The 17381-nt window shown below is 30.7% G+C and carries 14 protein-coding genes; all 14 read right to left on the bottom strand.

Annotated features, from left to right (window positions below; genetic code table 11):
• Positions 1–441: 441 nt before the first annotated feature.
• A complete protein-coding gene (locus BTO16_RS14005) occupies positions 442–1509 on the bottom strand; it encodes a Fic family protein (RefSeq protein WP_105022923.1) in 1068 nt (355 codons plus the stop codon).
• Position 1510: 1 nt separating this feature from the next.
• A complete protein-coding gene (locus tag BTO16_RS14000) occupies positions 1511–2836 on the bottom strand; it encodes a tyrosine-type recombinase/integrase (RefSeq protein ID WP_105022285.1) in 1326 nt (441 codons plus the stop codon).
• Between the two features lie 355 nt (positions 2837–3191).
• Positions 3192–3812, bottom strand: coding sequence for an HAD family hydrolase (locus BTO16_RS13995; protein ID WP_105022284.1), 621 nt, complete (start codon positions 3810–3812; stop codon positions 3192–3194).
• Positions 3813–4172: 360 nt separating this feature from the next.
• On the bottom strand, positions 4173–6167 hold the full coding sequence (locus BTO16_RS13990; protein WP_105022283.1) for an LruC domain-containing protein: 1995 nt from the start codon (positions 6165–6167) through the stop codon (positions 4173–4175).
• Between the two features lie 451 nt (positions 6168–6618).
• The gene (locus tag BTO16_RS13985; RefSeq protein ID WP_105022282.1) at positions 6619–8022 is read right to left on the bottom strand and encodes an LruC domain-containing protein; all 1404 of its coding nucleotides are present in this window, start codon (positions 8020–8022) and stop codon (positions 6619–6621) included.
• A 162-nt stretch (positions 8023–8184) separates the two neighbouring features.
• Positions 8185–9159, bottom strand: a complete 975-nt coding sequence (locus tag BTO16_RS13980; protein ID WP_245892122.1) for a YncE family protein — start codon at positions 9157–9159, stop codon at positions 8185–8187.
• A gap of 132 nt (positions 9160–9291) precedes the next feature.
• On the bottom strand, positions 9292–10335 hold the full coding sequence (locus tag BTO16_RS13975) for a beta-propeller fold lactonase family protein (RefSeq protein WP_105022280.1): 1044 nt from the start codon (positions 10333–10335) through the stop codon (positions 9292–9294).
• Positions 10332–12017, bottom strand: a complete 1686-nt coding sequence (locus tag BTO16_RS13970) for a GMC oxidoreductase (protein WP_105022279.1) — start codon at positions 12015–12017, stop codon at positions 10332–10334. The genes BTO16_RS13975 and BTO16_RS13970 overlap by 4 nt, the downstream gene beginning before the upstream one ends.
• Before the next feature lie 7 nt (positions 12018–12024).
• On the bottom strand, positions 12025–12597 hold the full coding sequence (locus BTO16_RS13965; RefSeq protein WP_146105412.1) for a gluconate 2-dehydrogenase subunit 3 family protein: 573 nt from the start codon (positions 12595–12597) through the stop codon (positions 12025–12027).
• 8 nt (positions 12598–12605) lie between these two features.
• Positions 12606–13796: a glycosyltransferase family 2 protein gene (locus BTO16_RS13960; protein WP_105022277.1), complete on the bottom strand. Its 1191-nt coding sequence runs from the start codon at positions 13794–13796 to the stop codon at positions 12606–12608.
• A 9-nt stretch (positions 13797–13805) separates the two neighbouring features.
• The gene (locus BTO16_RS13955) at positions 13806–14420 is read right to left on the bottom strand and encodes an acyltransferase (protein ID WP_105022276.1); all 615 of its coding nucleotides are present in this window, start codon (positions 14418–14420) and stop codon (positions 13806–13808) included.
• A gap of 151 nt (positions 14421–14571) precedes the next feature.
• The gene (locus BTO16_RS13950; RefSeq protein WP_105022275.1) at positions 14572–15186 is read right to left on the bottom strand and encodes an acyltransferase; all 615 of its coding nucleotides are present in this window, start codon (positions 15184–15186) and stop codon (positions 14572–14574) included.
• Between the two features lie 66 nt (positions 15187–15252).
• Positions 15253–16443, bottom strand: a complete 1191-nt coding sequence (locus BTO16_RS13945) for a glycosyltransferase (RefSeq protein WP_105022274.1) — start codon at positions 16441–16443, stop codon at positions 15253–15255.
• Positions 16440–17366, bottom strand: a complete 927-nt coding sequence (locus tag BTO16_RS13940; protein ID WP_245892121.1) for a glycosyltransferase family 2 protein — start codon at positions 17364–17366, stop codon at positions 16440–16442. The genes BTO16_RS13945 and BTO16_RS13940 overlap by 4 nt, the downstream gene beginning before the upstream one ends.
• Positions 17367–17381: the final 15 nt, after the last annotated feature.

The raw sequence follows: 17381 nt of genomic DNA, 5'->3' as shown, positions 1-17381 counted from the left end.
ATTCATAATTAACAAGCATTTTCAATAATATCCGATACAATATTTAAAGAGTAATTTATATCCGTTATTTCTTTGTAGGATAATATGCTACTATTAACTTCTATAAATAAATTACTAATAATTTCTTTGTATTGTTCGCTTACTAAATCTTTGTGTAATAATGCTTCTTTAATTTCTGTTAATAAAGTGTTTTTTTAATGATTTTGTTTTGCAAGTTCTTATAATTTAATAATTAATTCTTGCGAGTTTTTATAATCTCCTAAATATTCTTGATTGTTTTTCATTTTATTATTTTTTGATTCTGATTAGAAACGTTTTTAATGATGTTTAGTTGGGATTCTTTATTCATATATAATTTTTCCACGTACTCAATAACGTGGTAAATTTTATGTTATTTTTTCCACGTTATTAAAACGTGGTAAATATTTGTAATTATTTACTTTAAGATTTATTAACCAATACTTCAATTAAACCAGTATTAATGTAATAGTTAGATTTTCCTTCTTTTGTTTTTTCTAATAACCCTATTTTAGTAACTGCATCTAAATAATTTAATGCGGTTCTTTTGCTTACCTGCAATTCAGTGACTAAAAAATCAGTTTTAGTGTATGGATTTTTAAAGAAAATATTTAAAAGATCTTGACTATATATTTTTGGTAATTCAGTACGTAATTTCTTTTTGTACGATTGCATTAATTTTTTAATTTCAATAATCAAATCTATAGTTTGCAATGCCGTAACCTCAACACCTTTTAGTATATATAAAACTAAACTTTCCCAATCATTTTTAGTTCTTACATTTTGTAAAACAGCATAATATTCGGCTTTATTTTGTGTAATATATCTGCTTAAATATAAAATAGGAATATCTAACAAACCCTTTTGTACTAAATAGAGAATATTAATAATACGACCAGTTCTACCATTGCCGTCATAAAATGGGTGTATGCTTTCAAATTGATAATGAATAACCGCCATTTTAATTAAAGCATCTACATCAGAAAAACTATCATCATTAATATACTTTTCAAGATTCCCCATTAAGTCTAAAATTTCTTTTGGATTCTGTGGCGGTGTATAGACAACCTTACCATAACCATCAACTAATTTTGTGCCGGCTTGGGTTCTAAAGCCTGCATTATTTTCTAATAATTCTTTTTGAATAATTAAGATATGTTTGTTTAAAAGTAACTTTTCTTTTCGCACAATCTGGAATCCTAAACGCAAACCACGTGCATAATTATACACTTCTTTCGCATTATTGTTTTTGCTTTCAATCAAAATATTTTCTTTATACAAATCATCGTGCGTAGTAACAATATTCTCAATTTCACTACTGTCTTTTGCTTCTTGAAGTGTAAGCGTATCAATTAAAATATTTTCGTTTGGGATTGTTTTTGCAGTTCCCTTTAATTCTGCTAAACTTTTGTGAGCCTTAACTAATTGTTTAAAAATTTTTGATGTTTCTAAATCTGTTTTAGGTGGTAAAATTGGTAGGTTGAATTCCATTTTATAGGTTTGATACATTTTTAATGATATTTAGTTGAGGTTCTTTTTTATCCTTTAAGGCTTGCAAAGTATAAAAATCTGCTATTTGTTGTGCAAAGTCTAAACTATCTTTACCAATATAATTTAATAGCATTTTCTCTGAACTGTGAGCAGTAATACTCATTATTAAAGGCGTTGGTAGTGTACCGTATAAGTTTGATGCAAAAGAACGCCTACAAACGTGCGAAGACATTAATTCCCATTTTGCATATAAGTCGCTTATTTTTCTTTTCTGTTTATTTCCTTTACCTTTTTCGATTACAGTAATCTTACCTCCTTTTATCTGTTCGTTAATTTCTGAAAGTTTGCAAATTTCTTTAATGTGTTTATTGAATTTCTGAATTGATATTTTATAAGGTAGACCACTTTTAATAATTTCTTTTGTTTTTGCTAAAACTGGGATTGTTACGTTCTTATCTGTTTTTTGTTGTTTCAGTTCTATAACTTCTAAACCGTTTCTATTTATAAAGTTAGTTTCATCTAATTGCAAAAGATCTCCCCCTCTTTGACCAATGTTGCATCCTAACAACAACCATTTACGAGCGTTTTTAAGTGCGTCATTTAATAAAACCGTATCTTCTATTTGTTTTAATTCTTTAGGGTTTAAATAAAGTATGTTTTCATTCTTTGCCTTAGTGCTATCAATCTTTTTTAATTGTGAATTTGTTTCAACTCCATAAAATGAAGCATCATTACAAACAGTTTTTAAGTCTGCTATTTTTTTAAGGGCATAACTCTTTTGATACTTCTTCGTATTGAGTAGGTATTTTAAAAAATCCTTTGCAAATTTTACATTTACATCTTTAACTTTAAAATTATTTTGCTTTTGATAATTTGTAAGAATATTTTTTAAAGAAACATAAGCATTTACTCTACTTTTTGACAAACCTAAACCACCTTTGCCATTTTTGCGGGTTGGTGCTTCATCAATTATACTTTGTATTGCATCTGTTAATAAATCACTTTGTTTGTTTTCTGATATTGGATTGTAGAAATTATAAATTTGCTCTTTTAACCAATCATTTGAAGTTAAATCAAAATTAGTTTTATTGAACTCATTTAAAATATAGTTTGTAATTGGTTTTAATTCTGCTTTAACCTCTACTTGCTGGTTTTTTACCTTAGGGTTTCTTGAGTTGGTATCGTGTATTTTCCAATACTCTTTTTCTACTTCATATTTAATTTTAGAACTAAAAACAAAGTCTTTGCCATTTTCTCTGTGCAATAAACGTAGTGTTAATGGTGCTTTTTCTCTTTTTGAACGATATAAAAAATTGATTGTTGCCATAATGATAAGTTTGAACCGTACAAATATAATAAAGTTGTACGGTAAATGTACGGTAAATTTAAATCTGTTTCAATTTCATTCAATTTAATTAAACAACCATTAACCAATGAAAATAGGGGTTTTAATAGAGAAACAAAGGCATATCGTAATGTTAAGGGCATTTTTAAAAGCAGTAAAATAGATGATTTCAAGTCCCGCCTTCAGTACAATAACCGTTGTTAATCTTTTGATTTTCAACGGTTTTTTGTTTTTGTAAACTTAATCTTGCCAACCATTTACATGATTCAAGCCTAAAATTATTGATTTTTTAAATAATTTCACAACTTTTTGTGTTGATTCCAAGTTTACCGTATTCTTATTTCTTTAAAAAATCTAGCACACCAACTACATTATAATTTTGCACATGATAGGTTTCTATACCTAAATTTTGGGCTGCTTCAATGTTGCTTAAAGCGTCGTCAACAAAAAGAGTTTCTTCTGCTTTTAAATTACTATCATTTAAAATAAAATTAAAAACTTCTGCATCTGGTTTTCTAATTCCGATTTCGTGAGAATAGTACGTTTTTTTAAACATTTCATTAAACGATGTTTGATAATCCGCTTTAAAATCATCTAAATACTTTTTTTGATGAATGCTATTTGTATTACTTAAAAGAAAAAGATTGTACTTCGTTTTTAAATTATGTAGAAAATCAATACGCTCTTTTGGCATATCTAATATCATTTTATTCCATGCTTCTGTTATTTGCTGATGCGTTGGTTCTTGATCTGATAAATTGAATAAAGACTCTAAGAACTCATCTTCAGAAATCTTACCTACTTCAAGTTCGTAGAAAAAAGGATGTTGATACGCATGCCCTGTATTATTAACAATATTATCGATACCAATTTCTTTAAAAGCTTTGATCGTTTTAGGAACATCTAAATTCATAATTACGCCTCCTAAATCGAAAACTATATTTTTTATTTTTGTCATTTTTAAAGTGTTTTTTTTTGAGTTGAATTACTTTTAAATAGGTTCTATTGCAATAACACCTCAATTAGTATCTAGTTTAAAATTACTAAAATATTTTGTATTCTGGAAGAGTTTTGAAGATAATATAAAAAAACAACTCTTAGAAACCTTTTTTTAAACAAGTCTTTACACACTTATTCTAAAGACAAACGTTGATAGACTTTCTATAAAGCTGATTTATCTGATTCCTTCGTTTTAAACTATTTAAAAAACCAAAAAATAAACTAAATATGGCTTCTATTAGTTTAAAGCAAATAGCCCAAAGGTTAAACCTTTGGGCTATTTTAATTATGTTATTAATAAGTTAAAATTTTGTAAGAATTATTTATCTATTTTATCTAAATTTCTATTTCCAGGATTGTCTTTGTACCAATCTATAAACTGTGAACCACCTGATTCTGCCCAAGTTCCGAAAAAATTATACGCGTTTGTTATATCTATTTTCTCCTTTGGAACTTTAAAATCATGAATGATACTTATTGCCCAAGGAAAACCATTACTTGAAACAAAATTACCATCAGGATCTTTGTTGACTCCTGTAAAACTGATACTTCTATTTCCTAAGCTTGTAATATTTCTATATGGTAGATGAATTTCTTTTTCTCTTACTTTGTTAGCAATTATAAAAGGATTAAAAGGTGCAACACCTAATTCTGATGTGCTAATTGGTGTTACAAACTTCACAGAAATAGTGGTTTCTCTTAATATATTATCAACATCATCTGCTAAAATAATAACAGCATTTGCTTGATTTGCTTCAGTACCATTCGCGTTTAAGTTTATAAAATTCTGAGTTAAAACTGCACCAGTAACACTTTCTACTTTAGAGGGTGCTAAACCTTCAATTTCAAATCCTATTCCGTTAGTAAATCCGGCTCCATTTGCTTTTATATTACATATAAAATCTAATCTCACAGCCTTATTATCCGCATTTAAAACTGCAATTGCCTGATAACTTAAAGCAGCATCATTAAAATCGTAATCACCTGTAGATGGCCATAAATCTTCGAAAGCAATGGTGCCTTTTCCGTATTTACTTGGCGTAAAGAACTCAAAAGCGGCTTCTGCATCCGTTGGAAAAGCATCATCTTGATCTAAAATTCCGTCTCCATCAGTATCTGTTTGATCAATTACATCAGAGTATACCCTAAAAGTTGTTAAATCATTTATTATTCTTCCAAAATCAGTATTATTATTAGCACTTGCTCCGTATTTATATTTCCAACCACCTGTTTGAGTATCCATTATAATTAAATCTGCACTGCTAGAATTGTCAGCTAACCATAATTCTTTATTAGAATCAAAAGTCATAGAGGTTGGACTAAAAGGTAAGTTATCTGAACTTATTCTGGTACTTTGATACTTATTATTTGCATTTAAAACTAATTTATAAAGCCCAGAAAATGTGCATAAAAATAAGGTTCCATCCTCTGCAAATGCCAAATCCCCACCGTTTGTGTTATGAAGACCTAATATGTCCCAAACACCTAAATTAGCGCCTGTAGTAGGGTTGTATGTGTAAATTTTATCAGCTGTAGAAAAATACAGTAAACCATCGACCTTATTAAAATCTAATCTTGGTCCACCTCTACCTATATTTGCGACAGTTACCCAAGTATCATTTGTGATAGAATATTTCATTAAAGGATAAGGACTGCTTCTACCTATTGAGTATAATTCTTTTTTTTCTTGATCAATTGCACAAGTATAACTACCCATTGGCATGCTTGATAAATCTGTAAGAACAGCCGTTAAAGGGTCTACTTGAAATAATTGTCCTGAACCATTTACACAATATAAATAATCGGTTACATTATTTGCCGATTTAGATTTTGTTGCACTTTTAAGTCCAGAAAAATTATAATTCACTTCATTATTAACAATATTTTTTACTGATGAAGAAAATTTTAAGTTTTCATTTCTTCGGATGTAAACTTTATTATAAAATTTAGGTAAATTAATTATTTGCTTTAACACTCCATTGCGCGAAACACCTGAAAAAATTAATTTTTCTAAAACATCTGATTTAAAAACAACTTCAGTAACCATTTGTCCTGATTCATTTTCAAAAGTTTCTGTTCCAGAATTATATAATTCATCGGAATATGCATACACGTCGTATTTGGCGTATTGCCCATTATCAACAATATTAATAGTTACTGCATGATGGGTACTAAAATCGAATCCGGCAGGAATCGCTAAAGTGTTTGTAGCAGAATCTATCGGTTCAATTGCTTCTGGTGAAGAAAAGTTGCAGCCATATAATAACAAGATTGCAAAATTGATTTTTAAAAAATTACTAAATGTGTTTTTCATGATATTTGGGAGTTAAAATTGATAAGTGATTTTAAAGGATTAAATTACGACATTCTTTGATAATAACAAAAAAAATAAACTTTATGGAATTGTACTGTTTTAAGGTTATTTTACTTTGTTCTTAGCTTCTTTAATAGAACTTATAATCGCTTTATTCAAGTATCATATTTATTTCGTATACAAAAATATAGCGATTTCAAGAATAAAAAATTAAAATTAGATGACTACATTTTAGCCATCGTTTAATGGAATAAAAGTAGCGATTAAAGAAATTAAAAGTGGTTTTAGATCTGAGTTATTCTTTGATACCAGCTTACCCCGAGCGTCTTGTTCTTTTACTCTTTGTAGTTATAAACCTCGATCTAGGGATGAATTTTAAATAAAATCCCCTGAGGTTTTTCCTCAGGGAATTATTTTTGAATCTTTATAACTTATAAAAAATTAAAGACAATTATTCTAATAATCCAGAATTTCTATTCCCTGGATTATCTGTGTACCAATCTTGAAAGTTTACACCTCCAGATTCTGCCCAAGCTCCGAAGAAATTATACGCATCTGTAATCCTTATTGTACTTTTTGAAACTTTAAAATCCCCAATTATATGTATTCCCCATGGGTAACCATTCTCTGAGATATAGTTTGCATCATGTTGCTTTAACCCATCTAAGGTGCCATTAAAAATGTGATTATCCCAATTAAAAGTACTATTACTTATATAACTTGTTGCGCTCATAAATGGTAAGTGTACTTCAAATTTTCTAACCATACCTGCAGGATACCTTGGGTCATTCTGTATGTTCATGTGTACTTGATACTTCGTTTCTATATTTAATATCAAAAAAGGGTTAAAAGGTGCAACTCCTAAATCTGCAGTATTTATAGGGTCTACAAATTTAACTGAGACTTCCTCAACTTTAAAGTTAGAAGCCTCCTTTATGTAAGTACCCCATTGTAAATGTGTGAATTCATGCTCGATATTACGAACATCATCTGTTAAAATAATAACAGCTTTTTCTTGATTAGCTTCTGTTCCGTTCGCATTTAAGTTAATAAAATTTCTAGTTAAAATTGAACCTGTAACACTTTCAATTTGAGAAGGGAGTATATTGTCTAATTGAAATCCAATTCCATTAACACCTGTAGTGTTATTTGATGAAACAAGGTACGCAAAATCAAAACCTACAACTAAATTGTCAGCATTTAAAAAGACTTTAGCTTGATACTTAAAAGCAACATCATTAAAGTCATAGTCACCTGTCGATGGCCATAAATCTTCAAAGGCGATTGTACCTATATTATTATCACTAGGAGTAAATAATATAAAAGCTTTTGTGGAATCAAGTGGAAATGCATCATCTGCGTCTAAAACTCCATCGCCATCTGAATCTATATTTGCACTTTTACCAGCTGTTTTATTGGCAGTACTTTTTGCTTCTGATGAATTAAAATTCACCTCTTTATTCGCAATTTGCTTCGCAGTTAATGATATATTTTGATTTTCATTTCTGCGGATGAATACTTTGGTAAAATAAGCAGGTAGATTAATTGTCTGTTTTAAGACTCCGCTTTTAGGGACTCCAGAAAAAACTAATTTTCCAGAAAGTTCAGCTTCTGTTGGTGTTTTGCCTGATGCATCATAATATGCATATACATCGTATTTTGCATAGGCTGCATTTTCTGTAATATTGATATTTACTTTTTGATGCGTGCTAAAATCAAATCCCGCAGGAATTGATAAAGTAGTATTGGAAGTTTCACTTACTTCTACAATCTCTTCCGGAGACGACATATTGCAGCCATATAATAAAGCTACACTTAAACTGATTTTAAATAAATTAATAATTGAACTTTTCATAGCATTAGGGTTTTAGAAATAATAATTGAGTTACTTATAAAATATCAGCATCGCTGCATTTCTGACACAAAAATAAACCTCAATAAAACTAAGAAAACTAATATTAGATAAAAGTAATTTAAGTGTAGATTAATGGAATATAACTGCAGATAAAAGAAGGTTTTATTCTACAAACGCTAGTGCATCAGGCACTTTCCCTGTGCCAATAGTACTAACAATATTGAATGTTTTCATGTCTATGACAACAATTTTATTTGCATTAGAATTAGAAACAAAAGCATATAACCCATTAGGGTGTATTAAAATATTTACTGGTCTAGGAGTATGGTACAATATTCTCTCTAATAAGGTTGTTTTACCGTGAAGAACAATCGTCTTAATTTTCTTTTTAGATTGTTGATTATACACAGAAATAGTGCCTTCAATAGCATTTACAACTAAACAATACCTACCATCTTTCGAAAATTTTAATTTTAAGGGCTCATCGCCTGTTTTTAAAGTATCTACCACTTTATAAGTAGACGTATTTATAATCGTAATTGAATTTTCTTTTGTGTTTGTAACCCATATTTCTGAACCATCTGGTGTAATATCAATACCTTTTCGCCCCAATCCGCAAAAAATAATTTTAATTACTTTATTATTATTCAAGTCGATTACGCTTACAGAACCTGAATTTATATTGGTTATATACGCAATTGGTTTAGTAGGATGAATTACAACAAGGTGGCTCTTTTTTTGTTGAGTTGGTATTTGCTTTTCGATACTATCAGTTTCAATATTAAGTACAAATAAGGTGTTTCTAACATAGTCAACTACCGCAACTTTATTAGGTTCTGGATAAGCAGCAATACCATTTGCTAGTATATCTTCTTTTAAACCTACTGTCTTTTTTAGCTTATTTGTTTTTGTATTTATAACTTTAATCACGTTACCATCTGTAGCACCATAATTTGTAAGAACAACACTATTTTTATCTACAGTGGTTATTGCTTCATGAGAAAGCATATCTATTGGTATTTCTGCAATTTCTTTTCCTGTAAACAAATTAAAGACTTGAACATCTTTACTTACTTTACTTACAATGTAAAGTTTACCACTAGTTTTAATGGTATAAGATGGTAATCTTACAATCATAATTGAAATACGTAATACTAAAAAAAGTACTACAAATGATATTAATACATACTTTAAACGCTTCATAAACAACTTAAAAATAAATTAAATAAAGGCTCGACTATTATAGGTAAGTGAGCAAAAAGGGTCCAATTAATTCACAAAAGCCAAACCATCTGGCATTTTCCCTACTTTAATACTGCTAACAATGGTAAAAGTTCGCATATCAATAACCTCAACTCTACTTGCCGTAAAATTAGAAACAAATGCATACAAACCGTTTGGATGCATTAAAATGCCAACAGGACGAGGCGTATGATATAACAATTTATCTACTATATTCTTTTTACCAGGAATACTAATGTTTGTAATTTGTTTTTTTGTTTTACTGTCGTAAACAGAAATAGTTCCATCACTAGAATTAGAAACTAAACAGTGTTTTCCATCCTTCGAAAACTTTAATCGTAGAGGCTCATCGCCCGTATTTATACGATCTGTAATTTGATAATTATCCGTATTAATTACCGAAATAAAGTTTTCTTCAATATTTGTTACCCAAAGTTCAGAACCATCTTTTGTGATGTCAATTCCTTCTGCACGCTTACCAATAGAAATAATTTTAACAACAGAATCTAATTCAAGATCAATAACAGACACAGAACCAGATTTAATATTTGCCACATAAATAAAAGGTTTTTTTGGGTGATGAACCAACAAATGACTAAAGTCTTGCTGTGTTGCTATTTGCTTTTCTACAACACCTGTTTTTACATTAACGATTGATAAATCATTCCCGATATCTGTAACAACACCTACTTTATCTGGCTGCGGCAAAGATATAATTCCGTGTGGTCTTAAACTTTCGCCAAGTGCTATCGTTTTTTCTATGGTATTGGTATCCGCATTAATAACCGTTATGGTTTTCCCACCAACCTCTGGTGTACCGTAATTGGTAACGATTACTCTATTCGGATTTGTTAACGTTGTTGCTTCGTGTGGCTCTATTTCTATAGGTAGTTCCTTAATTTGTTTTCCTTCAAACAAATCAAAAATCACAACACTTTTACTTACTTTATTAACTACATATAATGTGCCTTCTGTTTTTATGGTGTAAGCTGGTTGTTTTATAAAATAAAACGCCACGAGCGATAAAAAAATCAAACTAAAAAGGATGGCTACTATTTTTAAATTTTTCATAACTGATCTGAATTAAATTGTTGAATAGCAAACTTACATGCTCTTGCTGTAAGTGCCATATAAGTTAAAGACGGATTTTGACATCCGGATGAAGTCATGCAACTTCCGTCTGTTATAAATACATTTTTAACATCGTGCATTTGATTGTTTTTATTTAGCACAGAAGTTTTAGGATCATCGCCCATTCTTGCTGTTCCCATTTCGTGCACTGCAGATCCTGGAGGCGGGCTGTTTCTATAACTTCCTACGCTTTTAAAACCGGCTTTTACTAATATATCTTCGCTAGCTTTTGTCATATGATCCATCATTGCTAAATCATTAGCACCATATTCAAAATGAACTTTTACGAGTGGTAATCCCCATTGATCTTTCTTTTTAGGATCTAAAGAAATTTTATTTTCATAATTTGGCAATACTTCTCCGCGGCCGCCCAATGAAATTTTCCATTTTCCAGGAGTTTCTAATTGTGCTTTTAATGCTGCACCAAAACCTTTTACAGGTTTAGATTCCCAATTTTCTCTTTCTCCTTTTCCTTGAATTCCGTATCCTCTAACAAAATCAGTATTTTCTGTCTTCGTATCTAAATTTTGAAACCTCGGAATGTAAATTAGGCCTGGAGTTCTGCCTTCGTAATATTTATCTAACAATCCGTCATAAGTACCATAAGTGCCTTCATTTACTACGTGATCCATTAAATTATGACCCACTTGTAAACTAGAATTCCCTAATCCTTTAGGAAAAGATGTAGAGGTAGAATTTAATAAAATAGATGCCGTTGCAATTGCAGACGCATTTAAGAAAATTAATTTTGCATAATAGGTAATTTCTTCTTTGGTAATTGCATCAATTATTTTTACTCCTACTGCTTTTTTAGTGGCTTCATCATACACAACTTCTTTTACAATTGAGTTTTCTCTAAGCGTTAAATTACCACTATCATAAGCATCTAAAAGTGTAGAAGAATTACTACTAAAATAACCAGAAAAAGGGCATCCTCTGCTGCATAAATTCCGATTCATACATTGACCTCTTCCTTCTTTATATGATGTTAAGTTTGCGAATCTACCATTTATAATAACGCGATCTGTATATTGCTCTCGTACACTCTCTTTTAAATGCTGTTCTATAGCATTCATAGGTATTGCTGGTAAAAAAACACCGTCTGGTAAGTGTGGTAGTGCTTCTAAACTTCCACTAATTCCAACATAAGCTTCAACATAATCATACCATTCTTTTAGATCCTCATATCGAATAGGCCAATCTACACCATGACCATCTTTTTTATTTGCTTCAAAATCTAAATCAGAAAATCGATAACTTTGGCGGCCCCAGGTTAAAGATCTACCACCAACTTGATAACCTCTAATCCATTTAAAAGGTTTTTCTTGAACATACGGATGCTCACTATCTTTTACGTAAAAATGTTTGTCACCAGCATCACAATGACTACTTTGAACTGGTCTTTCTTTTAACTCTTCTTTTGTTAAATGGGTTCTATGTTTAAACTCCCAAGGGTCTTTAAGTGCTGTTATATAATCGGTTACATGCTCTACATTTCTACCTCTTTCTAACACAAGGGTCTTTAACCCACCTTCTGTAAGTTCTTTAGCAGCCCAACCACCACTTATGCCAGATCCTACTACAATGGCATCAAAAGTGTTTTTTTCTGTTTGATTTTTCATCGTATATTTATCTTGTTGCCCACGCTTTTTGATTAGGCGCTAATGTTGTAATTGCTTTGTAATTAACAGGAACAGGAACGTATGCTAACAATTCTGTTGCACCAATTTCTGAGGAACAATACCCTTCTATTGTTAGTGATTTTAGAATAACAAAGAAAGAACGACCTCTTATTTTATTGTCAATTTTAGTTAACAAATCGTTATCGCCAGAGTTGATATCTAAAATTTCTATTGCTTCTATTTTTTGAGCCATTGTGCAGGCTTCAAAATTAGTGTCGTATTCGCTTAAACACGTTTCCTGCAAATCCGTTAATCCGTTTAAGAAATTATTATATTCTTTGTTGGATGAACAAGATTCCATATAATCAATAACATAAACTTGCACTTTTGCTTCTTTTGCACCTGGCGTGTCTGTAGCCGGGATGATAACAGCTACTAATTCTGAGATTAAGCTTTCATAATTTTTAAGCTGCCCTCTCTTTGCTTTTGAATTTCCATAAAAAAACTTAAATCCTGCAAAGGAAGCAACACCAACTCCGGTGAAGGCTAAAATTCCGCCAATAGCTTTTCTTCTATCCATATTTTTAATTAAACGGCCCTTTTTGAGCGTTCCCAATTTACCGATTGTGTATTTTTCATGTATCTAAAAAATCCTAAAACTACAGATAAATTCATAATAAAGAAATAATAGGGAATAAATAGAATTTTAACTCTCGTTTCTCTATTTTCTAAAAACCAACCCAATAAAGCGGCTGCATAAAACAACAGTTGCAACCAAAAGAATATTGCATACAAACCAAAAGAAAGAAAACCATCATTTGCAGCAAGTATCGTTAAAACTGGAATTAATAACACCAAACATAGAGGAGTTAAACTCCAACGTAAAACACGATGCGAAATGTATTGAAATGATAAAGTGCCGTATTTAAAAATATTTAGTAATGATCTTAATCTTACAATAGACTGAATTCCGCCTGCAGAAATTCTAATTTTACGTTTTAATTCTTCTTTTACATTTGCCGAAGCCGTTTCAATTGCATACGCTTCTGGATCATATTGTATGGTATAACCATCTTGCGCAACGCGTAATGAAATCATAAAATCGTCTAATAAAGTATCTTTTTCTACATGTCTGTACAATTTGGTTCTAATGGCAAACAATTCGCCTGCTGCACCTACAACAGAATATAATTCTGCGTCCCATTTTTTTAGTTGCGATTCGTATTTCCAATACATTCCTTCGCCGGCACCAGATGCTACATCACTTTCTTTATCAACAATTCGTTTTTCTCCAGAAACACAGCCAACTTTAGGATTCCCAAATAAGTTTACAATACGTCGTATAGATTCTTTACCCAAATTGGTATTTGCATCACTAAAAATAACGATAGGTGTTTTTACAAACTCCATACCTCTATTCATAGCGCCAATTTTACCATTTCTTGCATCTAAATGATGTACTGTTGTATTTGGATAACCTTGTAATAAATCTGGAGTGCCATCATTAGAACCATCTGTAACCCAAATAATATTTATTTTTTCCTTCGGATATTCGAGCGATAAGGTATTTTTCATTTTGGCTGCTACATAATCTTTTTCATTATAAGCCGCAATAAATAAAGTTACTTCTGGCTCGTACGTTGGATCGATTTCCAACTTTTTTCCGATTTTAAAAAAGCGTCTTATTTTAATGATGGCAAACAATAAAATACCGTACCCAACATAGGTGTACACGATTATAAATAAGAATATCCAAAATAAAATTTTTAATGTTTCCATAGGCTATTTTTATACTTTTTCCCAAGCTTTTGTTTCGTGATTATATTTTTTAAGCACTCTTGCAGGGTTACCAACAGCAACCGAATAAGAGGGTATATTTTTAGTAACAATACTTCCTGCAGCAATTACACAATTTTTACCAATGGTTACACCTGCCAAAACAACCACGTTTGCACCAATCCACGTTCCGTCTTCAATAGTAATTGGTGATGTAGAAACACCTTGTACATGAATTGGAAGACTTACATCTTCGTAATTATGATTTAATCCTGAAAGGGTAATATTTTGTGCCAAACGAATATCATTACCAATTGTAACGGGACCAATAATAGTATTGCTTAAACCTATTTTTGTTCGATCACCAATAATTACAGCACCAACACCGTTGTTAATTGCAGAAAAATCTTCGATTGTAGAATCTTCTCCCATTTCGAATTTATTCCAAGGCACAACATCCATTCTTGTTCTAGGTCTAACAATAGCTCCTTTTCCTTTTTTATGATAAAAAGGATTTACAAACCATTTTATCCATAATCTTGGTCTTGTTTGTTTCGGAATAAGAATTGACCAATGAACTAATTTTTTTAATTTTTCATTCGATTTTATTTTTTCTTTTAGTCCCATTCTCCTTATTTTTTAGTTGATTTTAAAAATTAGTAGTTATGCTATTCTTATTTTTTTTGATTCCATGTCAATTTTAAACATTCACCTGCGTATGTTTAAAGAATAATAAAAGTAACCAAAATAAACTTTTAAATGTATTCATAATATATTTTTATACTTTTTCCCAAATTTTGCTATCATGATTATACTTTTTTATTACTCTAACTGGATTGCCAACAGCAACCGAATAGGATGGTATATCTTTCGTAACCACACTTCCTGCTGCAATTACACAATGTCTACCAATCGTTACACCAGCCAAAACAACTACATTTGAACCAATCCAAGTAGCATCTTGAATCGTTACAAGTGATGTAGAAACTCCTTGCAAGTGAATAGGACGACTTATATCTTCATAATTGTGATTTAAACCTGACAACGTTATGTTTTGAGCTAGGCAAATATCGTTTCCAATAATTACTGGACCAATAATAGTATTGCTTAAACCTATTCTTGTACGATCACCAATAATTACAGGGCCAACTCCATTATTAATTGCCGAAAAATCTTCGATTGTTGAATTTTTACCTAGTTCAAATTTATGCCAAGGAGCTACATCCAAACGAGTTCTTCTTCTAATACAAGCTCCTTTTCCTTTTTTATGATAAAATGGATTTACCAACCACTTTACCCATAACCTTGGTCTAGCTTGGTTTGGGATAAGAATTGACCAGTGCACAAGTCTTTTTAAACCTTGATTTGATTTTATTATTTCTTTTAGGCTCATTTTAGTTTTAATTTAAATAACTTTAACTACTTACACTTTTTGTATTCTTCCTGGATACTTTCATCACTAATTTGTATCTTCTTCATCGACATACGTATGAGTCGTATGGCCAACATTTGCATTTACCCCACTAGCTTTAAATAAAGTAATAAAAACACCAAAGAAAGCTTGTGGTAAACTCATAAATGCATGCACCATTTCTATAGAGTAAAACCTTCTTGGTATTGAAATAGCATATGATAATACGTTAACAAGAAAGATTCCTAACCAAACATAAAAGTAAAGTTCAGGGCTTAGAAAAAAAGCAATTATTACGGCAGCAAATAAAAAGCCGTGTAAAATTAACCTAGGAGGCAGCATCATTTGAAATGCTTTATCAAAATAATCTATATTTCCTTTAATAATTAAATGCCAAAAGGCTGTTAAAAAGTCTTTTTTGAAATAATGAAACTGAGCTGATATCCATCTAATTCTTTGATTATTAAACACCTCAGATTGACTCACTTTTTCATCATAACAAATAGCATCATCTCTATATTCAATCTTATAACCCCTTTTTAATAATGTTAATTCTAGCTCTTTATCTTCCCCAGCTACAACAACATCAACATTTTTCATGATCTCTTTAAATAATTGATATGAAACTGCCATACCAGACCCAACTAACCTAGAAGACAAACCAATAGCACGATGACCTTTACTAAAGATATTGTTATTTATTTCTTCGCTCATAGCGTCCAACATTGCAAAAGCACCTTTGGTATTTTTAGCAGTTCTATGACCTTGTACCACATGAAAACCGGCGTTAAATGACTCATTTATTTTCGCGATAAAATCAAGAGCCAAAACATTATCCGCATCTAATATTAATGCTATATCATATAAGGTTTCAGGCAATTCTTCCATTGTTTTATTTAATGCTTTCGCCTTGGTACTCTTAATAAAAGAAACTTCTTTTACAATTATTGGTAATAAGTTTAAATCATCTAACGTTTTTTGTTGAAACGAATCAGCAATAACTATAATATCAAATAATTCTGATGGATAATCTTGATTTAAAGCTTTTTTAGCAACACCATAAATAACAGCATCTTCCTTATATGCAGGTATAAATACAACAAATCTATTCTTTTTGCTATTTAGTGGTTTTTTTATCTTTCTATGAAATTTTCCAAGGATTGCATAAGAAATTAGAAACAAGACTGATGCTCCCAGATAGAGCACTAAAAAGAAATTTAGTATTTCGAACACTATCATAACCGAGAATTTTTGTTGATATTATAATTGCAAATATTCCAAGTCACGCCTCTGAATAAAGCAGATAAATGGGCTGATTTGAACAAATATTTGATAGTGTTTTTTGGGAAAGAGATCGTAAAAAAATAGGTAATAGCAAGTAAAAAGGTAATCCCACTGCTATTTCTTCTTAAAAATAGCAACCTATTTCTATTCATATAATAAGTTTTTAGAACACTATTTTTACCCGTAGAAATAGATTCTTTGTGAAGAATGGTAGAGTTCGGTTGGAAATAAATTTTATATCCCGCCCGCTTAACTCTTTCCGCAAAATCAAGTTCCTCATAATACAGAAAATAACCTTCATACAACAATCCCAATTCTTCTAAAACACTTTTCCGTATCATCATACAAGCCCCATGAGGATAGCATGTTTCTGTTATTTTATTAAATTGACCTTTATCTATTTCTTTGTGCCCATAATGTCTTCCTCTAGAAGTAATAGGATTAATGGGTGATGAACCCGCGTATTCTATTATGTTATCTTCATAGAAATAAAGGATTTTTGAGCTGACAATTCCTATTTCTCTATTTGACTCCATCAATTGGACTAAGCTTTCTAAAAAGTCTGGTCGTACTTCAGTGTCATTGTTTAACAACAAAACATAATCACCTTTAGCTAGTTTTAAAGCAATATTATTGCCCCCAGCAAAGCCCAAATTTTTCTCACTTAATAGTAATTGAACTTCTGGATACTTTTCTTTGATACAATACGGGGAACTTGTAGGAGACGCGTTATCTACTATTAATATTTCAAAATTAGAATAAGTTACTTTTCGTAAAGATTCTAACATTTCACAAGTAACCTCGGGTTGGTCGTAATTTACACTTACAATAGACACCAAAGGTTGCTTACTTTTTTCTTTTTCAATACTTTCTTTCACAATTTTTCTATATTC

Source organism: Polaribacter glomeratus (assembly GCF_002954665.1).
Taxonomy (GTDB): Bacteria; Bacteroidota; Bacteroidia; order Flavobacteriales; family Flavobacteriaceae; genus Polaribacter; species Polaribacter glomeratus.
Note: the sequence above shows the minus strand (reverse complement) of the source record. Positions and strands in the feature narration are given on the sequence as shown.